This window comes from Proteiniphilum sp., assembly GCF_034927365.1.
Lineage (GTDB): Bacteria > Bacteroidota > Bacteroidia > Bacteroidales > Dysgonomonadaceae > Proteiniphilum.
In genome coordinates, this window is record NZ_JAYFQD010000022.1 from 1 (window position 1) to 16,446 (window position 16,446).

9 protein-coding genes are annotated in these 16,446 nt (G+C 42.7%); 6 read left to right on the forward strand and 3 right to left on the reverse strand.

Translation table 11 applies throughout. The annotated features are described in order from the left end of the window. Together VB073_RS13660 and VB073_RS13665 are read right to left on the reverse strand one after the other, a co-directional pair. On the reverse strand, positions 1–447 hold a 447-nt coding region (locus VB073_RS13660), incomplete at its 3' end, for a helix-turn-helix domain-containing protein (protein WP_323404747.1). Positions 448–594: 147 nt separating this feature from the next. Further along, the gene (locus VB073_RS13665; protein ID WP_323404748.1) at positions 595–1,491 is read right to left on the reverse strand and encodes a helix-turn-helix domain-containing protein; all 897 of its coding nucleotides are present in this window, start codon (positions 1,489–1,491) and stop codon (positions 595–597) included. Between the two features lie 384 nt (positions 1,492–1,875). Between VB073_RS13665 and VB073_RS13670 the strand changes: the two genes are divergently transcribed. The 4 genes from VB073_RS13670 (at position 1,876) to VB073_RS13685 (ending at position 9,634) form a co-directional block, all read left to right on the forward strand. After that, positions 1,876–2,943: an efflux RND transporter periplasmic adaptor subunit gene (locus tag VB073_RS13670; protein WP_323404749.1), complete on the forward strand. Its 1,068-nt coding sequence runs from the start codon at positions 1,876–1,878 to the stop codon at positions 2,941–2,943. Further along, positions 2,940–6,092, forward strand: coding sequence for an efflux RND transporter permease subunit (locus tag VB073_RS13675; RefSeq protein WP_323404750.1), 3,153 nt, complete (start codon positions 2,940–2,942; stop codon positions 6,090–6,092). The genes VB073_RS13670 and VB073_RS13675 overlap by 4 nt, the downstream gene beginning before the upstream one ends. Before the next feature lie 49 nt (positions 6,093–6,141). Then, positions 6,142–7,575 carry a TolC family protein gene (locus tag VB073_RS13680; RefSeq protein WP_323404751.1) on the forward strand — a complete coding sequence of 478 codons (1,434 nt, stop codon included), beginning with the start codon at positions 6,142–6,144 and terminating at the stop codon, positions 7,573–7,575. 262 nt (positions 7,576–7,837) lie between these two features. Continuing rightward, a complete protein-coding gene (locus tag VB073_RS13685) occupies positions 7,838–9,634 on the forward strand; it encodes a glycoside hydrolase family 15 protein (RefSeq protein ID WP_323404752.1) in 1,797 nt (598 codons plus the stop codon). A gap of 53 nt (positions 9,635–9,687) precedes the next feature. Here VB073_RS13685 and VB073_RS13690 read toward each other — a convergent pair whose 3' ends face one another. Then, the gene (locus tag VB073_RS13690) at positions 9,688–11,856 is read right to left on the reverse strand and encodes a bifunctional alpha,alpha-trehalose-phosphate synthase (UDP-forming)/trehalose-phosphatase (protein ID WP_323404753.1); all 2,169 of its coding nucleotides are present in this window, start codon (positions 11,854–11,856) and stop codon (positions 9,688–9,690) included. A gap of 328 nt (positions 11,857–12,184) precedes the next feature. On the opposite strand from VB073_RS13690, the gene nifJ reads away from it, so the two are divergent. Continuing rightward, positions 12,185–15,769, forward strand: a complete 3,585-nt coding sequence (gene nifJ / locus VB073_RS13695) for a pyruvate:ferredoxin (flavodoxin) oxidoreductase (protein WP_323404754.1) — start codon at positions 12,185–12,187, stop codon at positions 15,767–15,769. A 117-nt stretch (positions 15,770–15,886) separates the two neighbouring features. Further along, positions 15,887–16,312, forward strand: a complete 426-nt coding sequence (aroQ, locus tag VB073_RS13700) for a type II 3-dehydroquinate dehydratase (protein ID WP_323404755.1) — start codon at positions 15,887–15,889, stop codon at positions 16,310–16,312. The last annotated feature ends 134 nt before the right edge of the window (positions 16,313–16,446 follow it).

Consider the following 16,446-nt stretch of genomic DNA (forward strand, 5'->3'; position numbering starts at 1 on the left):
AGAATTAATATTTGCAATTTCGAGATAACCGGCGTTCTTCCCTTTTTCAAGAATAATTGTGATTTGGTTTCTCTCGAAGGAATGAAAATCATCCAGCACATCCTTCACAAATTTGTATTTGTCAAAAAGATTACCTTTCAATGTCTCATGATAATTTGTTGAATTGTTGAGCAATTCGAACCGGTGGAGCATATACTCCTTGAACATTTCCATAGGTTCAACTTCCCGATCTACAATCTTTAGTAATGTAGCTTTAATGGTACTCAACTCCTGCTTCAGGACTTCATTAAAAAGTTCTTCTTTGCTTTTAAAGTAATAATAAATAGCGCCTTTAGCTTTATGTATATGCTGCGCAATCTCATCCATTGTGGTTTTATAAAAACCATATTTGGAGAAAAAAATAGTTGCTGATTCTATTATCGTTTTCTTTACTTTATCTTCAACCATAACAATTGACCATTTAAGTTTATGGGTCAAAAATAATACCCATTATCGACAAGAGCAAATATTTTTTTATATTTCTTGCAGTCTTGCTCGCCGAAGAGTTGCTTAGTCGGCCTCATATCGCACCTAATACGTAAATTTACAATCCTTTTATTCTTTCCTGATATATTTATATTTTCTCGGTGAAACGCCCGTATAACGTTTGAAATAACTTCCGAAATGCGATTGATTGGAAAAACCCAATTCATCGCTGATTTGCTGGACAGTGAGAGAACTTGACTTCAATAAAGCTCTCGCTTCCAGAATCACATAATCCCTGATCCATTCACCGGCATGTTTGCCACTCACTTCATAAATTAACTTCGAAAGATATTTAGGCGTAAGGGAAAATTTTCCAGCATACCATCCTATATTTTGCTCTTTACGGAAATTTTGACTGAGTAAGGAAATAAACTCTTCAAAGATTTCCTCTTTTCGTGTTTTTATCCCTTTTTCCTTCGATTTGAAAAGAATATTGCAAACATTATAAAAAAGAATGCGGATATAAGTTTGTACGATTTCTTTCAGGAATAAGTTCCTGTTTTCTTCTATTTTTTCTTTTATTAATTCAAAAATAGTCATTATTTCTTTCATCTCTTTATCCGGCAATTTAATGCAAGGCTGTCTGAAAAAATAATTCTGTAGATCCAAAGCTATTTTAAAGTCATTCTGAATATCGAAAAAGCTATTTTCGAATAAGATACAACTCAATTGAAAATCACTACTTATTTCTGCCAGTTGAAAAATCTGTTCAGGAAGGATAATTAAGGCCATATCTTTTTCTACCACAAAATCCTCCAAACCAATCCGTAATTTCATGTGCCCTTTTCTGCAAATAATGGCCACTGCCATGCCAAGTCGTATCGGGTAATTAATAATAGTATTGGAATGAAAACCTCCAGTGAAAGAATTTATATCATCAAAAATAAAAAAATTCTCCACATAGCTTTTGGAATTTACCGAACCATGTAGTGAATAATAGTCGTAAAACTGAATATCCCGTTTCATATGATTAAAATATATATTTTCACTAAAGTTAGATATTTGCTCACCACGGCATAAGACAAGCTTGCTTGTCTTATGCTCGTCTGGTTTAATGCAAATAGTTCAAAGGTATCATATGACAATTGAGCGAAGCGAAATCGCCGACTTCCTTTAAAATTATTAACTGGAGGCAACTCGCTTTTAATCATTGTCTTGAGTGTAATGATGTTCATGCTCGTTTCATGAAATTCGACTTTATAAACACAAAATTAAGATATTTTTTAGATATTAAAATATAAAAACGACAAAGTGAACAATTATGTCTACTTATAAGGCTTTTTTGCAACTTTAAAAAGCCTGAAATTTGCCGGGAAAAATCGCTTAATAGTAATCTCGAAACAAAAATCAATGAAAAGTAAATCAGTTATAGTGTCATTGCTTCTGCTTGGCATATTGGCGGGCTGTGGAAGAAACAGGGGTGATCAAAGCCAAGCTACAGTTAAGAATGTAAAGGTGGTGTCTCCGGCTTTGGTACAGGATGTAAGTGTCCGGACTTTTCCGGGGGTAGTAAAAGTAGCCAATGAAATAAATCTTGGATTCAAGACAGCCGGACAGATCAGCCATATTTTGGTGAAAGAAGGGGATTATGTGCGAGAAGGCTCTGTTATTGCCGAACTCGACAAAAAAGATTACATGCTTCAACTCGAAGGTACCCAGATCCAGTATGACCAATTGAAAACTGAGGTCGAACGATTGGAGCATCTATACAAAAGGAATAATATTCCGGGGAATGATTATGAGAAAGCGGTTGCCGGACGTAAAGCATTGGAAGTTCAGTTAAAGGCCAATAAAAATACATTGGATTATACAACGCTCAGGGCTCCTGTTTCCGGGTATATTCAATCAGTAAATTTTGTAAAGTCAGAAATGGTGAATGCCGGTACACCAGTTGTCACATTAATCGATGTCTCTTCCGTGAGGGTTGAGACGGAACTTCCCGCATCATTGTTTCTCAGGCAGGAAGAGTTTACAGTTTTCTCATGCCGGACAAACCTGATCCCCGATAAAAATATTCCGTTAAAATTTATCGGGATAAATAAGAAATCGAATAGCAGTCAATTATATAAGATGAATTTCGTCCCTGAATCCCCTGCGTCGGGACTTGCCCCGGGAATGAATGTGGAAGTGATGATCACTGTGAATGAGGATAGGGACGTCAGCGAAAAATATACTCTTCCGGCAAAAGCAGTCTTTAGGAAAGAGGGTAAAACCTATGTATGGGCTGTTGAAAACAATATAGCAAAAAGAAAAGAGATAAAAACAGGAGGCGTGGACAGTGCTGGCAGAATCATTATTTTATCGGGAATTTCCGGAGAAGATATGATAATTGAAGCCGGATTGAGATTTATAGAGGAGAACGACAAAGTAAATATCATTCCTGCACCTGCCGAAACGAATAAAGGAGGACTTCTATGAGACTTTCCGAATTTTTCTACAAACATCAGACTCTTTTCTGGGCAGTGTTGGTAATGGTAGTTCTTGGCGGGGTATTTGCCTATTCGGTAATGCCCAAGTTGGAAGACCCGACGATATCCATCAAGCAAGCCGCAGTAGTAACCTATTACCCGGGCGCTTCGGCGCATGAAATAGAACTGGAAGTTACTTCCATATTGGAAGAGGAATTGCAGACGTTGAGTAATCTTACAGGCATCTCTTCCTCTTCGTCGGATAATATGTCCGTAATAAATCTTGAACTTGAATTATCCGTACCTCCGAAAGAAATGGAACAGCGCTGGGATATCCTGCGCCGGAAGGTGCAGATGGCTTCCATGAAATTACCGCAAGGAGCTATGCAACCTATAGTAATAGATGATGTGAGCGATATCTACGGTATGTTTTATTATATAACTGCCGATGGTTATTCATACGCGGAAATGCAGAGATATGCCGAAATGATCCGCCGCGAACTGCTAAAAGTAGATGGTGTAAAACGGGTTTCCTTTTTCGGCACACGGGAAGAAGTGATCAATATATCACTTGCCCGTGAAATGCTTGCCCGTAACAGTATCTACCCTATGCAGATCATGAATGCCATCAATGCTATGAATCAACCTGTGGATGCCGGGTATTACTATACCGGGAATGAAGAGAAACTAAGGTTGACAATAGGGGGAAAGGTGGAATCGGAAGATGACTTGCGGGAAATGATGATCAAAATGCCTTCCGGCCAGCAGGTTAAACTTGGGGATATTGCGGAGGTAACCAGGGAATATGCCGAGCCACAGACCAATGGATTTTGGGTTGATGGCGAACCGGCAATCGCTATTCTGGTCTCCATGGAACCGGAAGCAATCGTTCCCAACGTGGGCAAACGTACCGATAAGCGGATGGAAGAACTGGAAAAAGATCTCCCCGCAGGATTCCACTACGACAAGGTTTATTTCCAACCCGACAGGGTTTCCAATGCCATGAGTTCCTTTATCTGGAATATTGTATTGTCGGTGATAATAATCATCGGCACTTTGATGCTCACAATGGGAATCCGTAGCGGAGTGATTATCGGTGTCGGTCTTATCCTGACCGTGCTGGGTACTTTTCCGATTATGCTCTCACTGGGTGGGACCCTGCAAAGGATATCACTGGGAGCCTTTATCGTTGCCATGGGGCCAATGGTTGATAATGCGGTGGTAGTGATGGACGGAATCATGGTGGACAGGGCCCGGGGACTTCCGCCTAAAAAATCGCTTTTCAGAACCATAAAAAATACTTCGATGCCCCTATTGGGAGCCACGTTGATAGGAATCGTCACTTTTCTTCCCATAGGTTTATCCCCCGACACTATAGGTGAGTATGCAAGCGATTTATTCTACGTGTTGGCCATATCATTATTTATAAGTTGGATATTTGCTCTTACACAGGTTCCTATTTTTGCGAGTAAAATGCTGCCGATACGTTATTCAGAAAATAAAAAGATAAGAAAAAAGACAAGTCCGAACGGCGAATCGGCGATACACCGGTTTATTCGCAGGTCGCTCAATTTGTTTATGACAAGGAAACTAACCACTTTTACGATAAGTGTAGCTCTTCTTGTATTATCCGTTTGGGGATTTGGCCTCATTAAAGTAAAATTCTTCCCTGATTTTGATTACAATCAGTTGTATGTGGAATATACATTGCCACCTTCCACCAGTTCCGAGCGGGTGAAGCACGATATTTTGGAAATAACTGAAAAGTTATCCGGATATAAGGAGATTGCAAAAATTGCAGTGAGTCAGGGCCAAACCCCTGCCCGTTACTCTTTGGCACGCGCCACTAATTCCGGAGGAGATCGTTATGGTGAAATCATCCTTAATTTTGAAGATTATAAAGATGCATACCGTCTTCTCCCGGAAATTCAGCAGCGTCTTCGTGACGAATACCCCGATGCTTATATACGTATCCGGAAATATTCCTTATCCATAAATACAAGCCACCCGGTTGAGGTTATGTTTACCGGTCCCGATCCTGCAGTTTTACGCAATCTGTCGGAACAGGCACAGGAGATCATGAAGAGGTCCCCGATGGTAGACGCTTATTCGGTATGTGATAACTGGGATACTTATGCAAAAAATATCCATGTGGAGTACGCGCAACAACAGGCTAAGGGTAGCGGTATCGAACGCGGTGATATGGCTAAAGCCTTACAGGCCTCCACGCAAGGACTGCCGGCCGGTTTACTCTATGATGCCGATAAACGGTTGATTATTTACCTCAAAGTACGTGATAACGAAGGAAAGAGTATGACCGACCTGGAAGATATCCCGGTCTGGAGTATGATCCCGAATATAGCGATTGACGATATTAATTTGGGAGGACTGTTACAAGGAAACTTTTCAATGGATGAATTGACAGATGACATTTTCCGTGCCGTTCCACTTAGCCAGGCGAGCAATGGTTTCCGAATTGGCTGGGAAGAGGCGCATATCTATCGCTATGGTGGACAGCGGGCCATTGAGGTACAATGCGATCCCGCATTGAACTCAACTCCTTCGGTCGCAAAAAATGATATCAGGGAGCAGATTGAAGCTATTGAACTTCCAATTGGATATTCCATGGAGTGGATAGGTGAAGGGAAAACGCAGAGTACAGCCATTTCCAATATTCTGGGATATTTGCCTTTAGTGATGATTATCATTCTGGCTATACTATTACTATTGTTCAACAGCGTCAAGAAGATGTTGTTGATACTGTTTTGTCTGCCTTTCGCCGCTGTAGGAGTTGTCTTGTCATTGTTACTTACAGGAACACCGTTTACATTCATGGGGATCATAGGCGCGATAGGGTTGATAGGTATGTTAGTGAAAAATTCAATTGTGCTGGTTGATGAGATCACAAGGTTGACAAAAGAAGGAATGGAACCTTACAAGGCTATTATCGAGTCGACTATTAATCGTGTACGCCCGGTAGTGATGGCCTCGGCGACTACTGTCCTGGCGATGATCCCGCTTATCCCTGACCCGATGTATGGTAGTCTGGCCGTTGTGATAATTGGCGGTCTGACTTTCGGAACGATCATCACGTTGATCCTTCTACCCATTTTCTATGCTCTCTTATTCAGGATCAAAAGTCCACTGGAAGCAAAATAATTGTATGAAACGAGTGCGGGAACCATTTACACATCTTAATAAAATTCGTATGAAGAAAATAACGATCATATCTCTTTTGGGAGTCATCATAACAACCTTCTGTTTTTCACAAACAAGTTATCCTGTTACAGCTATTGCAAGTAAGGATAAATCTCAAACGAATACTTACAAAACAGAGGGTGGACAATATGAAACGCAACAGATAAGCCTATCTGTACAGCAATGCCGTGAAATGGCGCTTGAGAACAGTGAAGATATGAAGATAGCCCGTTACCGGAACGAACAGGCCAGGATCGAAAAACGGATTGCCCAAATTGCAGGTTTGCCTAAATTCTCGGCTTCAGGAACCTATGCTTATATGAATAGCGATATTGACATTGGATTACCTGAAATGGACCTGAAAATCCCGATTATGGGAAACGAAGTAGACCTCAGCGACATGATCCCCGAAACAATAAATATGGGTACAAATACCGATATATACATGATCGGTGCAAACGTGCAACAACCTATATATGCGGGTGGAAGGATTATCACGGGAAATAAAATGGCGGAAAAAGGGATAGAGATTACCGAAGAAAATAAAATTATGATGCGTATGAGTGTCATTGCCGAGGCTGAAAAAGCATACTGGACTTATTTCTCGGTGAATGACAAGATTAATCTGTTGAGACAATACGAAGCTTTGCTCGATACCCTCCATCAAAGCGTATCTGATATGGTCTCTGTTAAAATGGCCACAGAGAACGATCTGTTGAAGATCACTTCCCGGAAGAGCAATATCCGGTACCAAATGCAAAAAGCAGTAAATGGTATGGAGCTCAGCCGGATGGAACTCTGCCGGATCATCGGGGTTGACCTGGATACAAAAATCATACTGACAGACAGTGTTCCCAAAGAGGATTCCCAAAGGCCGGATTACTCTTATGATTTGAGCATGCGCCCCGAATATCGTATGCTCCAGAAGCAAGTAGAGTTGAAAGAGTTGAATATAAAAAACGTACGTGGCGATTATCTGCCTACTGTCGGTTTAATGGCAGGATATAGCTATTTGGGTAAAATAGACTTGGGGGGAATTTCGATGCGGATGAATAGGCCGAGTGCTTCGGTAATACTTTCCGTAAGCGTTCCTATTTTCAATTTCGGGGAAGGATCGAAAAAGATCGAGAACGCGAGAAAGGCAAGGGATATACAGTTGGAGGAATTCAATAAGACCGGTAAGCAACTAACCATCGAGATACAACATGCCGAGCGGAATTTACAGGATGCTACGCTACTGATCAACACGGCAGAAACAGCACTTGAGCAAGCCAAGGCCAACTTGAGGAGCGTACGGGATAATTATGAGGTAGGGATGGGTACCCTTTTGGATGTCCTCGATGCACAAACGCAATGGCAGGAAGCTTATAGCAATATGATCGATGCCCGGGTACAATATAAAATCAGTGAAGTGGAGTTTTTGAGAGTAACGGGGAGATTGTAATATCTTGGGAGATTGCCCCGACACCCCTAACCTCTACTCCAACCATGTAGGTTTGCCGGCAATAGGATTGCATCGCACGCTTAATGGGATAAAAGCAAAGGCATAGGTTGGACAGGGGCAATCTTCTTTAATAGGATAAAGTATCGTTTTTCAATTTAACGGGCTCGGAAAGTTTATACTATTCCTAATTTTTCTTTTTTCTAAGTTGGAATTCCTATCTTTGTTTTTACAGAGAAGATTGAAAACCGTAAAATTGATTGGAATGAAAAATTTGGATTACGGAATAATCGGGAATTGCCGCACTGCGGCGTTAGTATCGAAAACCGGGAGTATCGATTGGTTCTGTCTCCCTGATTTTGACTCTCCGTCTGTCTTTGCAAAACTGTTAGACGAAGAAAAAGGGGGTAGCTTTCATTTCGAGGTGTCGGATGAATATACTATTACCCAAAGTTATCATGGTCATACCAATATGCTTTTGACAAGGTTTGAATCGCCTGAAAACGGATTTATCGTATTTGATTATATGCCCCGTTATCAGACCGAAACAAACCGCTACTATATGCCACCGGAGATTCATCGTTATATTCGGGTCACCAGAGGACGACCTCTGGTCAGGATAATATATGATCCGAAGATGAATTACGCCCGCGGGGAGGCCCGACACGAAATAGTGGACGGTTATATCAGAACCTATTCTACAAAAGATCCTGAAGATAAGGTATACCTTTATACCAGTCTCGATCCGGAAATCATAGTTGAGCGTAAGGAGATTGAACTGACCGGTCACCATTTCTTTCTTTTATCCTATAACCAGAAATTAGTGACGGTGGATATAAACCGCATCTTGTTGGAATATGAACGGACGAAAGTGTATTGGCTCAATTTTGTAAACCGTTCCAGAGACTATCTGCAATACAATGATATGATCAAGCGCAGCTTGCTTGTACTGAAATTGCTGTCTTACCAGCATTCGGGCGCCATATTGGCAGCATTAACCACCAGTCTGCCTGAGAGTATCGGGGAGAACAGGAACTGGGATTATCGCTTTTGTTGGTTGCGCGATGCTTCCATGTCGATAGATACCTTGCTGTTCATGAAGCAGCGGACAGCTGCTGAACGTTTTATCAGCTTTGTAAAACGTATCCTGAAATCGTCCCGTAACGAAACGATCCAGATCATGTACGGTATCCGTGGTGAGCGGGAGCTGACGGAGGAAGAGTTGACCCATTTGAGCGGTTACGAAAACTCACGCCCCGTAAGGATCGGGAATGCTGCTTATTACCAGGAGCAGAACGACTCCATTGGCTATCTGCTGGATGTCATTTACAAATACTATCTCTATTTTCCCGGAACACTGGATGAGGTAGAGGAGATATGGGAAATCATCAAAAATCTGGTGCGTTCTGTATTGGCATCATGGCGCAAGCCGGATAGAAGCATCTGGGAGTTCCGTACGAGAAAGATGCATTTTGTCTTTTCTAAAGTAATGAGTTGGGTAGCTGTCGACAGGGCATCGTTGATCGCAGAACTCTTACAAAAAGAGTATTATGCCGGGTTATGGCGCCGTGAAGCAGATATCATCAAGGCGGAGATACATGAAAAAGGGTGGAATGAGGAGCTGCAATGCTTCACCCAGGCCTATGGCAATACCGATTACGATTCTTCATTATTGCTTATGCAATTCTATGATTTTATCGAACCCGATAATGAACGGTATGTAAAAACCGTGAGAACTATCAAAAAGCACCTCTATCACGAAGGATTGATGTATCGCTACAAGGCAGAGGATGATTTCGGAGTACCTACCTCTTCTTTTACTATTTGTACCTTCTGGCTGATCGAGGCACTTTTTAAGATCGGAGAGACAGAAGAGGCACGTGAAATATTTGAGAAGATGATTTCCTATTCAAACCACCTGGGTCTCTACAGTGAGGATCTCGACTTTCAGAGCAAGCGTCAGTTGGGTAATTTCCCGCAGGCTTATTCACACCTTGCTCTTATCAATACTGCAGTATTATTCTCTGAAGAGAAAAGACTCTCACAATTTATTCGTCCGTAACGACAAAATATTTCGATGACTAAGGTCGAATAAAAATGAATCAGGAGGCGTGTTTATTGAATTAGGTTCGTTAAAAATGGGACTACAGACGATTGCAGGGGAATACGGTATTTTGCGGCAGGAGAGAAATTACCGACTTTTATGCTGATTCCTCCTGAGGGTAATGCCCTGAACATATCTTCATCGGTGGTGTCATCGCCTATGGCCAGCACAAAATCATACGATCCATCTTCGAGTCGGCGTATTACTTCACTTCCCTTATTAAAATCGGGCGGCTTAATCTCTACGATCTTATTGCCAGGGACGATTTGTAGATTCAATCTGGAGCAGGGACCTATAAGGGCATTGATTAGTTGTTGAGCTCGCAATTCTGCAAGCCAGACATCTACTTTGCGATAGTGCCATACCAGTGATGCATCCTTTTGCTCGAGGTAGGAGCGTGGAGTTTTATCTATTGTATGTTGAATAATATTGATGATCTCATCGTCCCATTCCACTTTCTCCTCTATATTTTTATGCCATTGTCCGTTTTCCTTGTAAAATATACCGTGCTCTGCTGCAAAATCAAGTCCCAACCCTTCAAACCATTTGTCAAGGATTTGACGATCTCTGCCGCTGTTAATCACTACCTTGTTTTTCCTGTCAGCAGTCATTTTTTGTAAAAGCGTGACCAATTCTTCGGAAGGAATGGCATTTTCAGGCTTCTTGACAAATGGGGCCAGAGTCCCATCATAATCGAGCAGTATTAGGCGTGCATTGGCGTTATCATAGGCGGTCTTGATCTGATTAAGCTGTCTTTTTCCTACAATTTTTTGTAAGATTTCTCTATTCTGGGTTTTAATCGATTGTAGTTCTTTCACAAAATCGTTTGCCCATTTCTTTACCGATTGCTTGGATATTCGTTTCTGCATATTTTGCAGCCTCTCTTTCTTTTCCTGTTCCGGCATAAGCAACGCTTCCAGTATAGCTCCTTCAATCTCGTCGCTGTCATTTGGATTGATGGTGATCGCATCCTGTAATTCGATGGCGGCACCCGCCATCTCACTGAGAATGAGTACTCCACTATTTTTACCTTTACATGCCAGATACTCCTTGGCAACCAAATTCATTCCATCGCGCAGAGGTGTTACTAAGGCGATATCTGCGATACTATACATGGTAATCAGTTCTTCGAACGAAAAACTACGGTAAAAATAGTAGATGGGAGTCCATCCTAATCTGGAATATTGACCATTAATCTCGCTGATAGACTGGTCGATCTTTGTTTTCAGGTCTGCGTAAATATCAACATTATCGCGTGAAGGAACCACGATCATTGCCAGTGACACTTTCTCGTGGTATTCGGGATGATTTTCCAGGAATTGTTTGAACCCTTGTAAACGGTGCAGGATACCTTTACTGTAATCAAGACGGTCTACAGAAAGTATCACGTTCGTATCGCCTAATTCATTCCGTAGCATTTCCGACTTTTCCTTTACCTCAGGCAATGCAGGTGCATTATAATATTGTTCATAATTGATACCCATCGGAAAAGCATCTACGTGTACGATCCTATCCTGCAGGTTGATCTCATCAAGGCTGCAGTTCAGATCGAGTACACGAAAAATCGCACTGATAAAATGGCGCATGTAATCGTGAGTATGAAAACCTATAAGATCGGCGCCGAGTAACCCTTCCAATACTGCCTCTCTTTCCGGAAGAACTCTGAAGAGTTCATAAGAAGGAAAAGGGATATGATGAAAATAACCGATATTTGCGTCCGGTTTTTCAGAACGTATTATTTGGGGTAGTAACATCAGTTGATAATCCTGGATCCATATAATATCATCGTTTTCGATAAAAGGAATAGTTTCCCTGCAAAACAGACTATTCACTTCCTGATATGCTTCCCAATACTCCGCCCTGTATGCCATGTAGGAGAAAAAATAATGGCAAAGCGGCCAGATGGTACTGTTGCTGTAACCTTCGTAGTAATGTTCAATTTGACCCGTAGAGAGGAAAACAGGATGGAGATTCATTTTATGTAATTGTGCGCTAATCTGCAGTTTTTCTTCTTCATCATCAGTATAAATCCCTGGCCAACCGACCCAATATATTTCAGAATCAATCTTTAGTGATCCAAGACCGGTGGCAAGCCCACCCTCACTCCGGACGATAGAGAACCCTCCCTCTTCCCTTTCAATCTTGACAGGTAATCTGTTGGCAATTATAATTATCTTCATATTTTATGCAAGACTTATAGAGTCAAGAACCAAGACTGGAATTAATGCGCCAATGTGAATAATGTGCCAATTAAATTTCTAAAGCACTCAACCACCCAGGCACCTAATCACCTTCCCACTTTAATTATAACATCATAATGCTATGAAAGATTTAAATTTAACTTTTATTTTAATTTTAGGGCTTTATTTTGTCTATATACACATGAACAAAAAATCACTATGGTTTGTTGCTTCCACTTTTTTGTAGTAATTTCGTGATTCAGATTGCAAGTGATTAATACTATATTAATTAAAGTTAGGATTATTTAGTAATATTATCATATAAATTATGGCAAAACAAAAAACTTACTTAACCTGCGACGGTAATCAGGCCGCCGCTCACATCGCCTACATGTTCAGCGAGGTGGCTGCGATTTACCCGATAACCCCCTCTTCCACGATGGCCGAATATGTGGATGAATGGGCGGCTGGCGGAAGAAAGAATATTTTCGGACAGCCGGTGCTGGTACAGGAGATGCAATCGGAAGCCGGTGCTGCCGGAGCTATGCATGGTTCTTTGCAGGCGGGTGCACTTACCTCCACTTTCACAGCTTCTCAGGGTCTGCTGTTGATGCTTCCCAACATGTATAAAATAGCAGGAGAGATGCTCCCCGGTGTTTTTCACGTGTCAGCACGTGCGCTGGCATCACATGCTCTTTCCATCTTTGGAGACCACCAGGATGTGATGGCTGCAAGGCCCACCGGTTTTGCTCTTTTTGCGACCGGGTCAGTACAGGAGGTAATGGACCTTGCAGCTGTAGCACATCTGTCAGCAATTGAAAGTCGTATTCCTTTCCTTCATTTCTTCGATGGATTCCGCACATCCCACGAGATCCAGAAGATAGAGGCGTTGTCGAATGATGACCTGGCACCGCTTGTAGACCAGAAGGCTTTACGGGAATTCCGCGAAAGGGCATTGAATCCTGAAAATCCCGTAACTAGAGGGACAGCACAGAACGACGATATCTATTTTCAGGCGCGTGAGGCATCCAACCCTTTCTACGCTGCCGTACCGGGTGTAGTGGAGAAATATCTCGAAAAACTGGCTGAAGTGACAGGCCGTAAATATGGTTTATTCGATTACTATGGCGATCCGCAGGCAGAAAGAGTGGTGATAGCGATGGGTTCTGTAACCGAGACCATCCGTGAAGCAGTGGACTATCTCAACGAAAGAGGAGAAAAAGTGGGAATGGTAGCTGTTCATCTCTATCGTCCCTTCAAGGCTGAAGCATTCTTGTCGGTCGTCCCCAAAACAGCAAAACGCATTGCCGTACTCGATCGTACCAAAGAACCTGGTGCTGCCGGACAGCCACTTTACCTCGATGTGAAGGATTGCTTCTATGGAAAAGAAGAAGCTCCCGAGATCGTGGGCGGTATCTATGGTCTTTCTTCCAAGGATACAACTCCTGCTCAGATAGTATCGGTGTTCGAAAACCTCTCGATGAACATACCGAAAAACGACTTTACCATTGGTATCGTAGATGATGTGACGTTCAAATCGCTTCCTTTGAAAGAAGAGATTACCATCGATGAGACTACTTACGAAGCCAAATTCTATGGATTGGGATCGGACGGTACGGTAGGAGCCAATAAGAACTCCATCAAGATTATCGGTGATAATACGGATAAATATGTACAGGCCTACTTTGCCTACGACTCCAAGAAGTCGGGTGGATTTACCTGTTCACATCTCCGTTTTGGAGACAATCCTATCCGTTCGACCTATCTGGTGAATACACCCAATTTTGTGGCATGTCACGTGCCGGCTTATCTGCATCTGTATGATGTGACCAAGGGGTTGAAAAAAAATGGAACGTTCCTGCTTAATTCGGTATGGTCTAAGGAAGAGGTAGCCAATCATCTTCCCGATCATATCAAGAAATATTTTGCCAAAAACAATATCAGGCTCTATATCATCAATGCTACCAGAATTGCGAACGAGATCGGATTGGGCAATCGTACCAATACCATCCTGCAATCGGCATTTTTCAAAATATCCAATGTAATTCCTTATGAATTGGCGGTGGAACAGATGAAGAAATTCATCGTGAAATCCTACGGAAGAAAAGGGGAAGAAGTAGTGAAAATGAATTATGCTGCGGTAGATCGTGGAGGTGATGTGGAGCAGGTGGAAGTTCCTCTGGAGTGGGCTGGAATTCAGATCGCTGCCGATATCGTTGACGATGCACCCGAGTTTATCCGCAAAGTGGTACGACCAGTCAATGCGCAACGCGGTTACGGCTTGCCGGTATCTGCCTTCACCGGACGTGAAGACGGAACCTGGGAGATGGGTACAACTACTTACGAAAAACGTGGGGTAGCGGCAAAGGTGCCCGTATGGAATCCCGAAGCATGTATCCAGTGTAATCAATGTGCATATATTTGTCCTCATGCTACTATCCGTCCGTTCGTGCTCACTGAAGAAGAGCAGAAAGGTGTTGATGAAGGTGTGGAATTATTGAAGGCACAAGGTAAGCAGTTTGATAATATGGCTTACCGTATCCAGGTGGATGTGCTCGATTGCCTCGGTTGTGAAAATTGTGTGGATGTATGTCCCGGTAAGAAAGGGGTGAAGGCGCTTGAGATGGTGCCCATCGGTACACAGTACGACAACCAGAAAAACTGGGATTACATGGTGAATCATGTGACCAGTAAAGCGCATCTGGTGGATGTGAAGCTGAACGTGAAGAATACCCAGTTCGCTACGCCGTTGTTTGAATTCTCCGGCGCTTGCTCCGGTTGCGGTGAAACACCTTATGTGAAACTGATTACTCAACTCTATGGCGAACGGATGATGATCGCCAATGCTACCGGTTGTTCTTCTATCTATGGCGCTTCTGCCCCCGCTACGCCTTATAGGAAAAATGAAGAAGGTAAAGGGCCGGCATGGGCTAACTCGCTTTTCGAAGACAATGCCGAATATGGATATGGTTTCGCCATCGCTCATATGAGTATGCGTAAACGCCTCCGTGATCTGATGCAGAAAGCGCTTATGATGGGAATATTTACCGAAGAACAGGAAGGTCTGTTCAACGAATGGCTCGAAAATGGTGAGGATCCTGATCTGTCGAAAGCATTGGCTCCCAAAATCGAGTCCTCTCTTGCAGGGGTGGATAATTCAATTGCAACGGAGATTCTTTCGTTGAGAAAATATCTCTCCAAAAAGTCGATCTGGGTGTTCGGTGGTGACGGATGGGCGTACGATATCGGCTTCGGTGGTCTCGACCATGTACTGGCAAGCGGACAGAATATCAATATATTGGTGCTCGATACGGAGGTATACTCCAACACGGGTGGTCAATCGTCCAAATCAACCCCTACTGCCGCTGTGGCTAAATTTGCTGCTGCCGGAAAGCGGATCCGTAAGAAAGACCTCGGTATGATCGCTGCTACCTATGGATATGTATATGTGGCACAGGTAGCGATGGGTGCCAATCAGGCACAAACCCTGAAAGCGTTGAAAGAGGCGGAATCATACAATGGGCCTTCTATTGTGATCGCCTACTCTCCCTGTATCAGTCACGGTCTGAGAAAAGGAATGGGGCATGCTCAGTCTGAACAAAAGGCTGCTGTAGAATGTGGTTACTGGCATTTATGGCGCTATGACCCACGCCTTGAGGAAGAGGGCAAGAATCCGTTCCAACTCGATAGCAAGGAGCCTGATTGGAATAGGTTTAAGGATTTCCTTATGGGAGAGGTACGTTATACCCAGTTGATAAAGTCTTTCCCGCATGAAGCCGATGAACTTTTTGCCGCTGCGAAAGAGAACGCGCAATGGCGTTACCGTTCTTACAAACGTATGGCGCAAGCATCGTTTGCCGAACTCGCCACTGCGGAAGGTCCTGCCACGGGGGAAGCCGATGAAGCGAACTAAGTAGTATATATAACTGTTATATTTTCCGGGGGCATTACTTATTGTGATGCCCTCGGTCGTTTCAAATAAAAACTCTGAAATAATATGTATCTTTGCACTCTAAATAGATAAATATTTATGAAAATTCAGATTATCAACGGTCCAAATCTCAACTTGCTGGGTGTGCGTGAACCCGAAGTATATGGAAGACAGTCGTTTGGAGACTATCTGGAGCAGTTGCATGCCGATAATCCCGGAATTGAGATCGATTATTTCCAGTCGAATGTGGAAGGTGAGATCATCAATAAGGTACAGGAGGCCGGTTTTGAATGTGACGGCATCATACTCAATGCGGGGGGATATACTCATACTTCTGTTGCTATTCGTGATGCCATCAAAGCTGTTCCAGCTCCGGTGATAGAAGTACATATTTCCAATGTATATGCGCGGGAGGAGTTTCGTCATCACTCCATGCTTTCGGCTGTCTGCCTCGGTGTGATCGCCGGGTTTGGAACAGATTCATACCGATTGGCTCTGAGCGCTTTGGTCCAAAAAATATGCTAATGAGCCAATCCTGATAAATCGGGATAACTTATCCCGACTTGTCGGAAGGCAATGGTAATGAAATTAATTATTCACTCTTCATAGTCTTGATTCTCTTAAGAAACAAAATGTTTCAACGCATTTTTTGAACGGAG